Here is a 15,997-nt window from a genome sequence, read left to right as displayed (position 1 = left end):
GCCGATAAAGCACAAAAAAAAGGCTAACCATTGGGGTTAGCCTTTTTTGATTAGCCCCTAGGGCTCATTTGATAAGTAATGCTAATGTTTTGTGTATTTTCATCAACAATGCCGGCGAAAAAACCTGCGAATACTGCGGCGGTCGGAATATCAATCTCATCGAGTTTTTGAATATCCCAATTTACTTTGCGAGCGTTTACACTCAAATGGAGTACCAAAGTCTTAGCGTCGGTTTTCAAAATATCCCAAAACACTTCCTTTTTGTCTTCCAACACCATTTTTAATTTAGTGTTGTTGTCCACGAGCTTCCACTTTCCTTCGTGTTTGTCACCACCTTCGTCTGTGTGAATCACAGTGCCATCGGGCGATAACTTGAAGCATTCTTTCGAATAATCACGCAAATTTGCTACTTCTCCTCTTTGGTAAAGCATATCCTTTTTGGCATCTGCTTGGTAATTTACCTTGTTGATTGTCCAAGTCTTAGACAATTGATGGGTTAGTTCATCTCCCTCTAATAATTCAGTGATGATAGATGGACTGTCCTGAGAAGAAAGGTCGTGTTGTTTCTGTTTGACTTTACAAGCAGATACAAGCATGCTAATCATAGCGAAAAACATGCAGAGTAATAGCGTCTTTCTCATACAATATATGGTTGTTTAAGTAGAGCAAAAAGCCTCTTTCGGCCAGATGCGAGACTACTGCACCTTCCCGTATTCAAGTAGTAGTCATTCTTGAATATTCATTGTGCTCAAAAAGTAAGATAGCACAAAAAACAGTCATTCGTAGCCAAGCTGTGCGGAGTCCTGGGGAATGAAAGCGAATACCTTAATCGTGATTAGGTTTTGGATTATTTTGTGAAAATGTTCGTATCCGAATAAGCTGGATAATTGATGTGTAATTAAGTAAGAAACTGTTTTACAGTTGTTTAAATTTGACGTGTGAAATTTGGATTCAAAGAACGTTTTTGGACATTTTCACAAGAGTGTATGCAAAGGTAATACATTTTTTACCACTTTTCCAAACCGTTTAATAAAGTCCGTTACTCCTCTAGGTAGTTCAGGAATAACTTTTTAGATAAGCTGAAAAATAGAAAAACGGGTAAAAATGTTTCACAAAAACACCTTTTACCCGTTTTTACTTTTAGAATATTTTGTCTTCTCTAGAGATTTGAGATATATTGTTTGCCCCCCAATCCTCGCATTTGTCTTACAATAAAATTGGTTCTGCGCTGTACATAACCCGAAGGTTTTTTGATAGAAAAGCGATTGGGGCTAGGTAATACGGCCGCTATACGTGCTGCTTCTACTCGTGTGAGTGACTTGGCCGAATGCCCATAATATTTAAGTGAAGCTGCTTCTACACCAAATGTCATTTTGCCTGTTTCGGCAACATTTAGATATACTTCAAGGATACGCTCTTTTCCCCAAATCAATTCGATTAATAAGGTAAAATAAGCTTCCAATGCTTTGCGTACATAGCTTCTGCCTTGCCACAAAAATACGTTTTTGGCTACTTGTTGCGAAATAGTACTAGCTCCTTTGATTTTTTTACCTTTGAAATTATGACGAAAAGCCCCCCACATCGCATCAAAGTCGAATCCATGATGTTCTGGGAAAAGCTGGTCTTCAGATGCCACTACGGCTAGGGCTACTTCTTTCGAAATATTTTCGTAAGGTTCCCAATCTGAATAGATTTCCGAATCGCGTCCATCTGCAATTGCTTCTATTTTGCGATCGAGCATGGTAGGGGTAAACCAAACGGGTACAAATTTAAAAATCAGCACCAATGCCAACGAGATACCCAAAAAATAAAGGATGGCTTTGAAGAAAAGACGTTGTAGGTATTGTGCAAATGTATGGTCTTCTCTAAATGTTTTATAACGTTGCCACCAACTAGGTTTGGGCGTGGTTTCTTCCATTGGTTCTTGCTCAGTGATTTTGAATGTATTTTTTCCCATAAAGCAATCTGTATATCAAATGAGGAGTTGATTTGTACGAGTAGATTAGGTTTTTGCCATAAGCTGAGAAACACAAATTTACTCAAAAATATCATTGGTTTTGTTATAATTTTAGGAAGTATTTCTAGAAAAAATACAAAATATTGATTTTGAATGATAAAGCGTTTTTTAGCATTCTGCCTATCATTGGTCTGTAAAAACAATTCTAGCAAAACTACCGTCTCGGAGAAATGATATTTTGCTCTATTCTTCTACAAATAAGTCTGAGGCAATACGGTCGGCAAAAAGTTTTCCTGATTCTGTGAGCTTGAGTGTATGCTGATTAATTTCAAGATGCCCAGCTCTTAAAATTGGTTCAAGATAGCTTTTTTGTAAATCTAAAAAAGAGCTTCCAAGAATACTATCCAAATAATCAATTTTACAGCCCCAGATAGTTCTTAGTCCTGTCAACAAATATTCATTGATTTGGTCCTCCTTAGTAAGTATTTCAAGTGTTGCTGGAATAATTCCTGCGCTGATTTGCTGAACATATTTGGTGTTATTAGCAATATTATACTGGCGACTAGCTCCATTAAAACTATGTGCCGACGGACCAATGCCCAGATATTCTTCTTGTTTCCAATAGCTGGTATTATGCTTTGAATACTGCTGATTTCGGGCAAAATTGGAAATTTCGTACTGTTCATAGCCCATTCTTTGAAGATTTTCAACCAGAATGTTGAATTGCTGTGCCGAAAAATCATCGTCAATATTGGGCATTTTGCCTTGTTTTGTCCATTTTCCAAAAACCGTTTGTGGTTCGATTGTCAGACAATAGGCGGATACGTGCTGAAGATTTAATGCTTCAACTTTTGCCAAATCTGAATATAAAATCTGGTGGTCTGGTGCTGGAATCGCATAAATCAAATCAATCGTAATATTATCAATTCCTGCATCCTGTGCTAGTTTGACACAAGTTTCGGCCTCGTGTGCATTATGTGCACGATTCATTTGTTTGAGATGTGGCTCATGAAATGACTGAATACCAATGCTGAGTCGGTTGATGCCAAATTTTTTGAATATGGCTAGTTTTTCAACACTAATATCGTCTGGGTTTGCCTCTAGGGTAATTTCAGCATCAGGCAAAATGGTAAATGTTTGGTGTAAGGTAGAAAAAATGGCGCCTAATGAAGTTTCATCCAAAATAGAGGGCGTGCCACCACCAAAGTAAATGGTTGTTATATAGGTATTCTTGAGGTAGTTTTTCTGTAAACGGATTTCTTGACAAATCGCCTCGACTACGGCTTCTTTTTGAGATAAAGAGGTACTAAAATGAAAGTCACAATAGTAACAAGCTTGTTTGCAAAAAGGAATATGAAGGTATATATGCATACGTTTGAGTGCGATGTTAATTCCCAATTTTGGGGTAAATAAATGGCAAAGGTAGGAAGTTTATTCGATAAAGTTTTTGAACTTTTCCAATAGCAGAAAAGGCAGGCTTGAACATAAAAGCTATCAAATAAGTAGATTCCTTTAAAATAATTTTAGGTTTCGTTATGAAAAAACTAACTTTGAAGAATCTCAAAACAAATTAGTTAATCAGTCTATTCAATTTCGTTAATAATGCAGTTTAAGACAACAGCCTTAGAAGGAGTTATCGAATGCTACCCAACTAAGTTCGAAGACGAAAGAGGTTTTTTTTTCGAATCGTACAATCAAAAACTTTTTGAAGCAAATGGTGTTCCAGGGAATTTTGTCCAAGACAACCACTCTTGGTCAAAGCCTGGCGTCGTTCGGGGCTTGCACTTCCAATATGATCCTTTTGCACAAGGCAAATTGGTGCGTGTAATCACTGGAAAAGTCATTGATGTCGTGGTAGATATTCGCCGTAATTCTCCAACTTTTGGTCAACACGCCAAATTTGAATTGGATTCAAACGTGGGCAATATGTTATTTGTCCCTGCTGGATTCGCACACGGTTTTGTGGCTTTGGAAGAGACTGTATTTTTGTACAAGTGTACTGAATACTGGCACAAAGCTTCTGAATCGGGTATTATTTATAATGACCCTGACCTTGGCATCGACTGGGGCGTAGAAAACCCAATCGTATCCTCAAAGGATTTAGTATTGCCAAGCTTCAAGGATTTGAAGTAGTCAAAAAGAAAGTTTTTCATATAAAGCTTTCTTGCTATTATCTTGAAAATTATCTAGAACAAAACCCCTTCAACGCTATTTATGAGTTGAAGTGGTTTTTGTTTAGCGCTTAAGATTTGATGGAATTACGTATTTGTACCTTATCTCTGTTTTCTTTTCTCTAAAACTGCTTCAAATAACTAATTTTGGTAATCACATGATTTTCTACACGTACTCTTTCCATGTATGGATTAAAGGATTGTTGGTTGAATACCAGATAGATATATGATAAAGGTTGGTATTCCCACGAAAACCTAATGTTGTAATTCTGTGAGCTATTTTCAGAGTTTCTTTGGTAAAATCCTATGAGTTGTAATCTAGGATTAAGCGCAAATCTTCCCTCAATGGAATATAAATCTACATTGGTCGTCGTTTGATTTTCGCCCACTTTCGAGAAATGATTTCGGTTAAATCTCCCAGATAATGACACATGAGGCATGGGCGCAAACTGTAAGGTAGCGTCTGCTCCATCCAAATGACCATTAAAATAAGAACCTCCCGAATAGCCTACTTGTAAATTGAGCACACGTGAGGGGTCCGTACTGTAATACATTTGATGACGCACATAGTTGTACTCACCAGCACCAATTTTTACCCCAAGTGGTTCAAAGGCTTCTGTCAAATACTGATAAGTAGGGTTGATACTATACCCAAAATATCCGCCACTTTGCAAGTTCAGCCAAATGGGGTAAATTGTCCAAACTCGTTCAATCAGTTTGCCTGTGGAGGCTTGATGGTAGAACTCTGGGAAAATACTTGGTTCCCAAGCTCGAAGCCACTTTTTGAAGGGTAAATGTTTTCCGCGATACCACCAAAAAATCCCTGGTGTTGTAGCAACTACATCGTTACGTGAGACAAAACCCAATTCAGGGTCATAATCCTTGGTGACTATCGACTGTGTCCACCAGATTTTGAATTGATTATTGACAAAAAAGTATTGTGCATACGCCGTCATACCATTTTTTCCTGTAATACTCGACGACGACTGCGATACCAAGGTATTTAAAGAGTGCGTATCCGAAAGCCTAAAAAAAGCATCAACAGTACTTACGATATTGGTGCCATCGGGTCTATTTTTAAGGGTTAATAAGCCACCTACACGATTTTGTTTACCAAAATTTTCAGAAAAACGCCCTACAAAAAAGTTAGTTGCAGGTGAATCTCCAAGTTCTTTTTGTCGCATCAATATAGCTCCAAAGTTTCTTTTATCTGATCGATATACAAGTCTGCCTCCAATTTCGATAGGAATAGGATTTCCTTTATCGTCCAAGCCAATTCGGCGACTAAAAAATGGCTGAATACGCATATTACCACCCGATTCGTCAGGATTTCGACTAATGCCTACACCAAAAAGAGAAGCATTTTCGAGAAAGAATTGGCGTCTTTCTGGAAAAAATACCGAAAACCTACTCACATTATTTACCTGACGGTCGGCATCGGCTTGAGCAAAGTCGGTATTGATTGTTAAGTCAAAAATGGTATTAGTATTGATAGCCCATTTCATTTCTCCGCCCACTTTAATATTCGTCTCTTCAGGTTTTACCGAAGCATCATAGCCCGAATAATGGTCATACGAAGTCAAGAAATAAGGTTGAAAACGGATGTTTGAAGTTGGGGGAGGAGGTTTTAAGTTGGTCAATTTTCCTGCGTAATTCATACGCATAGCAGTAAACGAGCGAGGAAATGCCGAAAGGGCAGAAACCTCGTTGCTTAGCCTTCTATTTCTATAAATATTTATACCCCAATTTTGAATAGAATCTGCCGTCTTCGGATAACGAAGGGTTTGCCAAGGAATGGCAATTTCGGCGACCCACCCAGAATCGCTTCGGCTTGTACGTACACGCCAAAGCCCGTCCCAATCCATGTCATAATATAAGTCATCGAAGGACAATAGATCTCGTTGTACACCATAAGGGTTAGTTCCTAACGAAATAGCATTTCGTTGATCATTAAATCCATCAAATGACAGCATGATTAAATCGTGCTGAAGTGCATTGAAATCTCTTTTGAAATCGGTGGCTCTAATGGCCTTTTTCCCTAAAGAATCCTTTGAAGTAATACCGAAATATAGAAAATGATTGTTGTACAATACTTTCACTTCAGTATGGTGGTTGGGCTTATTACCTTGAAAAGGTTCTATTTGGGTAAAGTGTGGGGAGCTTGGCGCCAATTTCCATTCTTCATCATTGAGTAATCCATCAACTTTTAGTTTATGATGTATCTGAATAGCTTTAAGCTCTTTTTTGATGGAATCTGGTTTAAAAACTTCAGCATCTTGTGCGGTTACCCCAGTCCAAACCAATAATAGTGGGAGGAGAAATCTTTTCATTAATTATTTAGGATAGTATGTGAGTTGAGATTAAACGTTGATAGAGAGGAGTAGAGATATTTTTGTAAATGATAGAAAACCAATTGATGGTAGATGTAGTATGAACTGTTTAATAGAAAATAGGCAAAGAGATAACAATGCAGTTTTAAACTAAGAGCATGTTTAAATATTATAAGCTATTAAAATGAAAAAGTTTGTATTTACACTAATGAAATCCTGTTGTTTGAGCCGTAGGCGAGTTTAGGATTTCTTGACTTTCTTTTGTTACTTTTCTTGTGTCAAGACAAGAAAAGTAAGGAGTGTCGAGTGAAAATTTTGTTTTTTCAACAAGTGCTAAATAAAATTATTAAACATACTCTAATGTCTATATTCTCTTTGCCTAAGTCCTCAAATAATACTAGATAGAAAGTTTTTTCATGTATTCAGCGTCATATTTTAAGCTAATCAATGACGATTCTGGGTATTCTTCTTGTTCAACCATGAAATATTTCATACCGTTGTCTAGTGCAGCTCTAAGCGTTTTTTGCATGTCAACGCTTCCTTTACCTAGGTCGTTTTGAACAGGCTTGCCATTTTCTTTTTTGTAATCTTTTACATGACAAAGCTCATAGCGCTTACCGTATTTTTTCAAATGTTCTGCTGTATTTACACCTGCTACATCAATCCAGCACAAATCTAATTCGAACATTACCTTTGAAGGGTCAGTGTTTTCCAACAAATATTCTTGAGGCATTTTGCCATCTAGCAAGTGGAAAGAGTAATCGTGGTTATGATAACCAAATTTCAAGCCAGCTTTATTCACTTGCTCACCCACTTCGTTAAATTTATCAGCAATGCGCTTCCAATCGTCCCATGTTTTTTGAGCACCCAAGTAAGGACAAAGGATGTATTTCAAACCAGCTTCTGCTGCCAAGTCAATACTCTTTTTCAACTCTTCTGGTTTTTTGATTTCGCCCGTATAATTGAAGTGCGTACTGACCATTTTTACACCGATGTCGCCCAAAAATGACTTGATTTCTTTAGGAGTCATACCCCAAAGAAAACCTTTTGCACCACCGTAACTTTCAAATTGTTTATAGCCCATTTGTGCCAATTGAGTCATTACGCCTTTAGGGTCTTTTGGCAACACATCACGAACACTGTATAACTGCACACCAAAAGTTTTGATGATTTTGCTATTCGAATTGGCGAATAAGTCTGATGAATTGAGCGCAAATGCTCCAGCGGCAAGTAGGCCAGATTGCTTAAGAAAATTTCTTCTTTGCATGAGTTTGAATATAGTTTAAACGTAAAACAAAACCCCTTTGTGGGGTTTGGGGATAGTTATTTACAAAATTAAGGACAATAATCTGTTTCTTATCAGTTGTTATTGGGGTAACATCAATTTGTGGATGTTGACATTGATTAAATTATTTTGCCTTGAAGAAACAATCGAATAAAAACTTAAATCATAAATTAACAATCTCTGAGGGTTTTATAGCTCAAAAACTAAACAAACCTGTAATTTTGTTGCTGTTAATGCGTCTCTGCACGAACAATTCATAATTTAATATTATCTTTGCATCCAATGCAACGGAAACTTATTCTTTCAAGCCCCCTTTTAGAGATTACTATCAGCCGTCTCTGTCAAGAATTGATCGAGAATCACCAAGATTTTACTGATAGTGTCATCATTGGTTTACAACCAAGAGGTATCTTCTTTGCTAAACGTATTCAAGAAGAATTGTTAAGCATTACAGGCAAAAATATTCCATTAGGACAATTAGATGCTACTTTCTATCGTGACGATTTTCGTCGCCGTGAGCCCCTCAAGCCCAACGCTACTAAAGTGCCTTTCTTGATTGAAAATAAGAAGGTTATTTTAGTGGATGACGTATTGGCTACAGGTCGTATGGTACGTGCTGCACTAGATGCAATGACGGCATTTGGTCGCCCAGATAAGGTGGAATTGTGTGTGTTGGTCGATCGTATCTACAACCGTGATTTACCTGTTAAACCTGACTATGTTGGCAAAAAGGTAAATACTATTGATACCGAAAAGGTATTGGTTGAATGGAAAGAACAAGGCCATGAAGCCGATAGAATTTGGTTGATTACAAAATAATCTGATGGCACGATTCTTTTTGAGTCGTGTATTTTTTTGACTTATTTCATCGCATACTGCGTTTTGAGCTATAAATTACCATGCAAAAATTAAGCACTCGCCATCTTTTGGGTATCAAAGACCTAACTCCTGAAGATATCGAACTCATCATGGCTACTGCCACCGAGTTTAAAGAAGTTATCAATCGTCCTATCAAAAAAGTGCCTTCGCTTCGTGATGTGACAATTGCTAATGTATTTTTCGAAAATTCAACTCGTACACGTCTCTCTTTCGAATTAGCAGAAAAACGCCTATCGGCCGATACCTTAAGCTTTTCAGCAGCAGGAAGTTCTGTGAAAAAAGGAGAAACACTTTTGGATACGGTCAATAACATTTTGGCCATGAAAGTAGATATGATTGTGATGCGTCATGCTAGTCCAGGAGCACCACACTATTTGTCAAAACATATCAGTGCCAATATCGTTAATGCTGGCGATGGCACGCATGAGCACCCAACACAGGCATTATTAGATTCGTTTTCGATGCGTGAAAAATTGGGTGATTTAGCAGGAAAGAAAATCGCTATTATCGGCGATATTTTACACTCACGTGTGGCATTGTCCAATATTTTTGCCTTAAAAAAACAAGGTGCAGAAGTAATGCTTTGTGGTCCTTCTACCTTGATTCCTCGACATATTACTGAACTAGGCGTAAAGGTTTGCCACGATGTTAAAAAAGCTTTGGCATGGTGCGATGTAGCCAACGTATTGCGTATTCAGTTGGAACGCCAACAAATCAAGTATTTCCCGTCTTTGCGTGAGTATTCTTTGTACTACGGTATCAACAAAAAAATGTTGGATGAACTGGATAAAGAAATCGTACTAATGCACCCAGGCCCTATCAACCGTGGGGTTGAACTTACTTCAGATGCCGCTGATTCTCATCATTCTATCATTCTTGATCAGGTAGAAAACGGTGTAGCAGTGCGTATGGCAGTGTTATATTTGTTAGCAGCGCAAAACTAAGAAATAATACTAAATTGTGAGGGAGTATTTAGTGTATAAGTATTTTAATAATAGGTTTTTATATTAGATGTGACTTTTGAGAGTTTCAGCATCAATACCCAAATATTCATCAAAAAAAGCGGTCAAAAATAATTTTCGACCGCTTTTTTTGATACTATATTCCGAATGATACCTCTTTAGACGCAATGCATTGCGTCTTTACTCCTAGAAATATAGATTTTTAAATAATCACTAAATCACTCAATTACAAATCACTAAATGAGTGAGGAATCATGTTAACTTAGCTTTAGTTTGTTGTGGGTAATTCAAAAAATCAAGTTACTGAGATTATGACCACAAAGTACGGATACATCTTTTATTTACCAATAGTTTAATCAAAACTAAGTAGATTATATTTTTCGATAATCTTAATGGTTTTATCAGCATAATATTTGCCTCCCAAATGATTATAACCTTTTGAACCTAGCTGAAAAGCAAACTGATAAGCCGCATCGTATTTCGAAAATCCTCTATCCAGACGATTCTGATAGTCTCGTACGGCTCCCGAATAGTCTCGTTTCCATTTTCCTGTTTTATGTAAAAAAACTTCTTCTACCAAAAACTTGATACATTCAGCTCGTGATTTGAAAGAGCGATACCAATTATCTTTCCTGCGGGCTTCATCATAAATATATTGCCCTTGTCCTGCGTTTTTTAGGACTCTTACCCTTCCGTTATGTTCATCTGCCTGTCCTTTTAGTTGGTAGCCATCTGCTGAGGGTTTCCATTGTTTGATGCCAAAATAATTATTAGCAGCAATTGAAATAGGACTATATCCATAACCGCTCTCTAATGCTGCCATCGCCATAATTACACTAGCAGGTACACGGTATTTGTGTGCGAGAGGAATCACTTCATTTTGAATACTACTAAAAAATGTCCATGCCACTTCGTTTGTAGGCTGTTCGAAGGGATATACATTGGTTACTACCTTATTATTTTCATCAAAAGTATCTGAAAAAGTAGGTACATTGGGATTAGGATACACCACACTGGCGCCCGAAAGAGCAGCTGTAATACTCCCACTATTGGAGTTATAGCTTTTGTCAGTCGTATTGTTTGGCAAACTAGCGTTTGTGTATTCGTACTTAGTTTCTTTAGAGATTTGATTTTTGCCAGCAATCGTTATTTCCCCTTGGACTTCGCTAAGGGTATTGTTATCAGGAGAAAAACCGACAAATTTTAGCTTTTTGGTACTGGCGTACACAAACTTGAATCTGAATTCGGCGTGATTATTGAGAACGAAAGCAGAGCCAAGGCTGCTTCCATTGACAAAAACACGAATTCGATGGATATTCAAACGTGTAGCAAAATTGAAAGACACCTCTTGACCCGTTTGGGCGTATTTGGGATAATATACACTGAACCCTATTGAAGTATCATTAGATTTTGCAGAGATTGAAAGTAGGTTAAATATTAGTAAGGACAAATACATAAAGTCCTTGCAACCACTTAATGATATAAGTAGAAAAAGACTATTTTTTTTCATAACTCGGTCAATACTTAGGAAATTTATACCACAGACCAGTAGTTATTTACTCAACTACAGATCAGTATGTTACAAGAATTTTCAAAAACCGTGCCTATTGTATAAAACTAAATTATGAATATTTGATTATTTTTTATTGAGATTTAAATGTGTGTAGTGCTAAAAGTTACCAAATGTTCGTTTGTGAGTTCTGAGAATAGATTTTACCGCTTACTCATTCTTAAATTTTCTGATAAATTTTTTCTAAATCTTGTGCTATTTCTTCTGAAGAAAACCGTTTGACATACATTTGCCCTTTTGTAACCAAATCTTTTTGTAATGAATAATCTCCCAGTACTCTATTGATTTGTGTAGCCAACGCTTGAATGTCATAAGGATTTACATAAATGGCTCCATTGCCTCCAGCTTCTTCTAGACATGAACCCGTAGCAGCTATCACAGGTACACCCGAATGCAAGGCCTCTACAATAGGAATACCAAAGCCTTCAAAAATGGATGGATATACGGTTAAAGTTGCATTTTGGTAGAAAGCAGGTAAATCTGCAAAAGGTACGCCATTGATGATATGAACTCCCTTGAGATTTTTTTGTTGGAGATAGTCCTCAATTTGATTTTGATAGGCACTTTTTCCACCTACAAGCACCAAATCCACATCGCTGTTTTGAAGTTCTTCAAATGCTTTTACCAACGTAAGTTGATTTTTACGGTCGGCAATGGTAGCTACGCACAAGATGTATGGCTTGTGTAAATTGTATTTCTGGGTAATAGCCGAAAGTTGCTCAGTTGTTAATTTATTTCTAAAAGCTATATCACAGTCCTGATACACCACCTCGATTTTGGACGGATTAATGTGTAGCATATCAACAATATCATCTTTGGTTTGTTGACTAATAGCTACCACACAATCTGCTTTTTCGCAAGCAGACTTAAATTTTTGTTTATAAATCCAACGGTCAATCGTAGGATATAACTCTGGATAGCGGATAAAAATTAAATCATGGATAGTTACCACGGTTTTGATACCTGTATTTTGAATTTGCCAAGGCAATTCATTACTCAAACCATGAAAAATATCGATGTTGTCTTTTTTGAGTTGTTGGTTAATGCCCCAGCTTCGCCACAGCGGTTTTGGCATAGAGGTTTGCGGTAACTCAACATGTAATCGTTCATCAAATTGTACTTTACTGTTGAGCTTGGGCGTATAGGCAAAATATTCGTGTTGCGAAGGAGAAGCCAGTAAAGATTGAATAATAAATCGGCTGTAGTTTCCTAATCCTGTAAAATTTTGGAAAGCTCGTTTTGCATCAAATCCTATACGCATACTTTTGGGGGCTAATGGTGAATACTGAAAAAAACAAAATTACCTAAACTTTCTGGCTACGAGAATGTATTTATTTAAAAATGTGTTATAGCAATCAGGCATCTTATTTTCATAAGTAGTTTTACGAACCATATCAATCGCTTCAAAATTGTGTAACTTTGTAGTTCGATAAAAAAGTGCTTTAGAAATTAGTAAATAACTTGTCTGAGAACCACCATCAAACAAGGAAATTCATTAGAATGGACGGAATTCAAGAATATACATTACCAAACGGTATTCGAATTGTACATCGCCAAGTAACGCATACAGCGATTTCACACATGGGTTTGATGCTCGATATGGGTAGCCGTGACGAAAAACCTCATCAACAAGGCTTGGCACACTTCTGGGAGCACATGGCTTTTAAAGGAACAGACAAGCGTTCGTCATTACAAATTATCAATCGCCTTGAGGTAGTAGGAGGGGAATTGAATGCTTATACTACCAAGGAAAAAATCTGTTTTCATGCTTCAGTACTAACTCCTCACTATGAGCGAGCATTAGAACTTTTATCAGATATTACTTTTCATTCTGTATTTCCAGATAAGCAGGTAGAGCGTGAGCGTGGTGTAATCCTCGAAGAAATGTCGATGTATTACGATTCGCCCGAAGATGCCATTCAGGATGATTTTGATGATATTATCTTTTCAAATCATCAACTAGGACGTAATATTTTGGGGACACAAGAAAGTGTAAACGGTTTTACCCGTCAAGACTTACTTGATTTTATCGCTGAAAATCTGGATACAAGTCGTATTATTTTCTCATCAGTGGGTAATATGCCTTTCAAGAAAGTAGTGGCTTTGGTAGAAAAATATTTGAAAAATATTCCTGCCAAAAGTTCTAGTTTAGTAAGAACTCCTCCAGCGCTATATACGCCTAAAAATGTTGATCACAAACGTAGCATTACGCAGGCGCATGTAGCGATTGGTCGTACTGCCTACGAAATTACTCATGCCCAACGATTGCCATTTTTTATGCTGATTAATTTATTGGGTGGACCGGGTATGAATTCACGCTTAAATTTGGCTGTGAGAGAAAAAAATGGCTTAGTATATTCGATTGATGCAGGCTATACACCATTTATTGACACAGGCTATTGGGGTATTTATTTTGCGACTGAGCCAAAGCACTTGAAAAAAGCTAATGCGCTCATTTTAAAAGAACTAAAGACACTGAGAGAAGTCCCTTTGACCAAAACCCAATTGCATAATACCAAAGAGCAATTGATGGGTCAGATGGCGATGTCCGAAGAAGGCAATATGAGCTTTATGCTTATGATGGCCAAAAGTCTGTTGGATATTAACCGTATCGATACATTAGAAGAGCTTTTTGCTCAGATTCGTACGGTTTCGGCTACTCAGCTCCAAGATTTAGCCAATGAACTTTGCAGAGAGGAAGATTTAAGTTATTTGACCTTCCTTCCTGAGAATTAGAATTTACTATTCTTTAAGTTGCTTATAATGAGCGATTTATGGTTTGATGTGTTTTTCTGAAATCCTATTGTCTGAGCCGAAGGCGAGTTTAGGATTTCTTGACTTTCTTTTGTTACTTTTCTTGTGTCAAGACAAGAAAAGTAAGGTGTGGCGAAGGGGAATTTTGTTTTTTTCGACAAATACCAAATGAAATTATTAAATATGCTTTCAAAAGGAAAGAACATTGTCCATAGCACAAATCTCAATCTTACGAAGGTGGCACCTCTTCTAATAGTTACAACAGTAGCTATATTTCATGTAATTCACAGTTGAACATAACAATGACAAAACAAGAACTTTTCGGACAAATTTTGTCCAAAAAATCCTATTTATGCGTTGGTCTTGATACCGACCTTCAAAAACTTCCAAAGCACTTGTTGGATACTGAAGATCCTATTTTTGAATTCAACAAGCAAATTATTGATGCTACCAAACAATATGCAGTAGCTTACAAACCTAATATTGCTTTTTATGAGGCTTTTGGCGCAAAAGGATGGGAGAGTCTTCAAAAAACATTAGCCTATATTCCCAAAGAATGTTTTACTATTGCTGATGCTAAAAGAGGCGATATAGGTAATACTTCTGGTTTATACGCAAGAGCTTTTTTTGACCCAAACTCTTCAGGGCTTGATTTTGATTCGGTAACAGTAGCGCCTTATATGGGTGAAGATTCTGTTACGCCATTTTTGACTTTCCCTAACAAATGGGTGATTCTTTTGGCATTGACCTCGAATGGTGGTAGTAAAGATTTTCAAACGCTTTCGGTAGGAGATAAGGCATTATTTGAGGAGGTTCTAACCAAATCACAAGAATGGGGTACCGATGAGCAACTGATGTATGTGGTTGGGGCTACCAAAGCAGATATGCTTGCACAAGTACGTGCACTTGCTCCTGAACACTTCTTGTTAGTACCTGGCGTTGGTGCGCAAGGTGGAAGCTTAGAGGAGGTTTCTAAATACGGTATGAATAGCACTTGTGGCTTATTAGTAAACTCTTCTCGTGCTATTATCTATGCTTCATCTGGTGAAGATTTTGCAGAAAAAGCTGCCGAAGAGGCACAAAAAGTACAAGCCGAAATGGCTCAGTATCTGGATTTGTATTTGAAGAAATAAAAAATATTTCAATGATTGGATTGGCAATTAGTCTAAGAATATATGCTTAGACTAATTGCCAATTTTCTTTTTCCCCTGTTTTTCCCCTGTTCTCCTAATATTTTAGCCCAATTATCGAAATATATTAACTATATGAAAAAATGTTAATATATTTGTTTGTTGATATATAGACTTAAAATATACAAAGAAAAACTCATTTATATTCCTTAGCGTGTCAATGAGATTCTATTGAAAAATCACTTTATTACTAAAAATGAAGCTTAAAAGACTCATAGCAATTGCTATTCCATTCTCGATAATATCGGGGATAGTGAATATTTTGGGTATAAAGTTACTCGGTGTTGTCACCACCAATGTTACGGGCTTGTTTAGTTTGGGCGTACAATGGTGGAGCGATAACGGACATCAGTTTCCTTTTACGCTTACTATATATATATTGAGTTATTTATTGGGGTCATTTTTTAGTTCATGGTGGTATCATAGTTATCAGTTAGTCCCCAAAATGTGGAAAAAACTCATCACTCCAAGTGTGAATCTGTTGATTGTTCTTGTCGCATATTTTATGAAGGAGCCTTTTATCCCCAGTTTGGTATTTGCCATGAGTAACCACAATGCCTTTGCTTCCAATTTTACTTGTGCCAAAGTAAAGCCATCGCAATTAACAGGTTTGGTAATGGATTTGGGGGTGGAGTTATCAAAACTAAGATTTACTAGTTCCGAATCGAGGGGGTGTCTGTGGGATAGTATATTGACAAGACTTACCATTATTGTATTTTTTACGGTAGGAGCTATTGTAGCGGTAACAAATCAAACCATGAGCCTGATGTTGGTGGCAGCAGTATTCTATATAGGTCTTATCATTAGTGTATTGCTACGGAAGTTTTAAAAGGGTGTTTTGAGATGTCGAGTAGATAAACTATGCTCATGATTTACGTCTAAGACATATTGGTTCAAAA

General features: G+C 37.1%; 13 protein-coding genes. 6 read left to right on the top strand and 7 right to left on the bottom strand.

The window, feature by feature from the left end; all coding sequences use genetic code 11:
* Nucleotides 1–50 precede the first annotated feature (50 nt).
* The 3 genes from QM481_RS02740 to hemW all read right to left on the bottom strand — a co-directional run bounded on the left by QM481_RS02740 (nt 51) and on the right by hemW (nt 3,328).
* On the bottom strand, nt 51–641 hold the full coding sequence (locus QM481_RS02740) for a hypothetical protein (RefSeq protein ID WP_166551767.1): 591 nt from the start codon (nt 639–641) through the stop codon (nt 51–53).
* A gap of 518 nt (nt 642–1,159) precedes the next feature.
* Nucleotides 1,160–1,957 (bottom strand): monofunctional biosynthetic peptidoglycan transglycosylase, encoded by a 798-nt coding sequence (gene mtgA, locus QM481_RS02735; protein WP_283380577.1) that lies wholly within the window; start codon nt 1,955–1,957, stop codon nt 1,160–1,162.
* 243 nt (nt 1,958–2,200) lie between these two features.
* The gene (gene hemW / locus QM481_RS02730; RefSeq protein ID WP_283380576.1) at nt 2,201–3,328 is read right to left on the bottom strand and encodes a radical SAM family heme chaperone HemW; all 1,128 of its coding nucleotides are present in this window, start codon (nt 3,326–3,328) and stop codon (nt 2,201–2,203) included.
* A 231-nt stretch (nt 3,329–3,559) separates the two neighbouring features.
* Between hemW and rfbC the strand changes: the two genes are divergently transcribed.
* Complete coding sequence (gene rfbC, locus QM481_RS02725; protein WP_095160411.1) at nt 3,560–4,090, top strand: dTDP-4-dehydrorhamnose 3,5-epimerase; 531 nt, start codon at nt 3,560–3,562, stop codon at nt 4,088–4,090.
* Nucleotides 4,091–4,250: 160 nt separating this feature from the next.
* Here the strand turns inward: rfbC and QM481_RS02720 are convergent, their stop codons facing one another.
* Nucleotides 4,251–6,458, bottom strand: coding sequence for a carbohydrate binding family 9 domain-containing protein (locus QM481_RS02720; RefSeq protein WP_166551765.1), 2,208 nt, complete (start codon nt 6,456–6,458; stop codon nt 4,251–4,253).
* A gap of 397 nt (nt 6,459–6,855) precedes the next feature.
* Nucleotides 6,856–7,725: a sugar phosphate isomerase/epimerase family protein gene (locus QM481_RS02715; protein ID WP_283380575.1), complete on the bottom strand. Its 870-nt coding sequence runs from the start codon at nt 7,723–7,725 to the stop codon at nt 6,856–6,858.
* A gap of 300 nt (nt 7,726–8,025) precedes the next feature.
* Here QM481_RS02715 and pyrR point away from each other — a divergent pair, with 300 nt between their 5' ends.
* Both pyrR and QM481_RS02705 read left to right on the top strand, forming a co-directional pair.
* A complete protein-coding gene (pyrR, locus tag QM481_RS02710) occupies nt 8,026–8,562 on the top strand; it encodes a bifunctional pyr operon transcriptional regulator/uracil phosphoribosyltransferase PyrR (RefSeq protein WP_166551763.1) in 537 nt (178 codons plus the stop codon).
* A gap of 80 nt (nt 8,563–8,642) precedes the next feature.
* On the top strand, nt 8,643–9,566 hold the full coding sequence (locus QM481_RS02705) for an aspartate carbamoyltransferase catalytic subunit (protein ID WP_283380574.1): 924 nt from the start codon (nt 8,643–8,645) through the stop codon (nt 9,564–9,566).
* Nucleotides 9,567–9,936: 370 nt separating this feature from the next.
* Here the strand turns inward: QM481_RS02705 and QM481_RS02700 are convergent, their stop codons facing one another.
* Nucleotides 9,937–11,094 (bottom strand): glucosaminidase domain-containing protein, encoded by a 1,158-nt coding sequence (locus QM481_RS02700; RefSeq protein ID WP_283380573.1) that lies wholly within the window; start codon nt 11,092–11,094, stop codon nt 9,937–9,939.
* 220 nt (nt 11,095–11,314) lie between these two features.
* On the bottom strand, nt 11,315–12,415 hold the full coding sequence (locus tag QM481_RS02695) for a glycosyltransferase family 4 protein (RefSeq protein ID WP_283380572.1): 1,101 nt from the start codon (nt 12,413–12,415) through the stop codon (nt 11,315–11,317).
* Between the two features lie 239 nt (nt 12,416–12,654).
* Here QM481_RS02695 and QM481_RS02690 point away from each other — a divergent pair, with 239 nt between their 5' ends.
* The 3 genes from QM481_RS02690 (at nt 12,655) to QM481_RS02680 (ending at nt 15,927) form a co-directional block, all read left to right on the top strand.
* Complete coding sequence (locus QM481_RS02690; RefSeq protein ID WP_283380571.1) at nt 12,655–13,890, top strand: M16 family metallopeptidase; 1,236 nt, start codon at nt 12,655–12,657, stop codon at nt 13,888–13,890.
* A gap of 320 nt (nt 13,891–14,210) precedes the next feature.
* Entirely contained in the window at nt 14,211–15,041 is an 831-nt protein-coding gene (gene pyrF / locus QM481_RS02685) for an orotidine-5'-phosphate decarboxylase (protein WP_166551759.1), read from the top strand.
* A 253-nt stretch (nt 15,042–15,294) separates the two neighbouring features.
* Nucleotides 15,295–15,927 (top strand): DUF1275 family protein, encoded by a 633-nt coding sequence (locus tag QM481_RS02680; RefSeq protein WP_283380570.1) that lies wholly within the window; start codon nt 15,295–15,297, stop codon nt 15,925–15,927.
* Nucleotides 15,928–15,997: the final 70 nt, after the last annotated feature.

The sequence above is a fragment of the Flectobacillus rivi genome, assembly GCF_030056655.1.
GTDB classification, from domain to species: Bacteria; Bacteroidota; Bacteroidia; order Cytophagales; family Spirosomataceae; genus Flectobacillus; species Flectobacillus rivi.
Note: the sequence above shows the minus strand (reverse complement) of the source record. Positions and strands in the feature narration are given on the sequence as shown.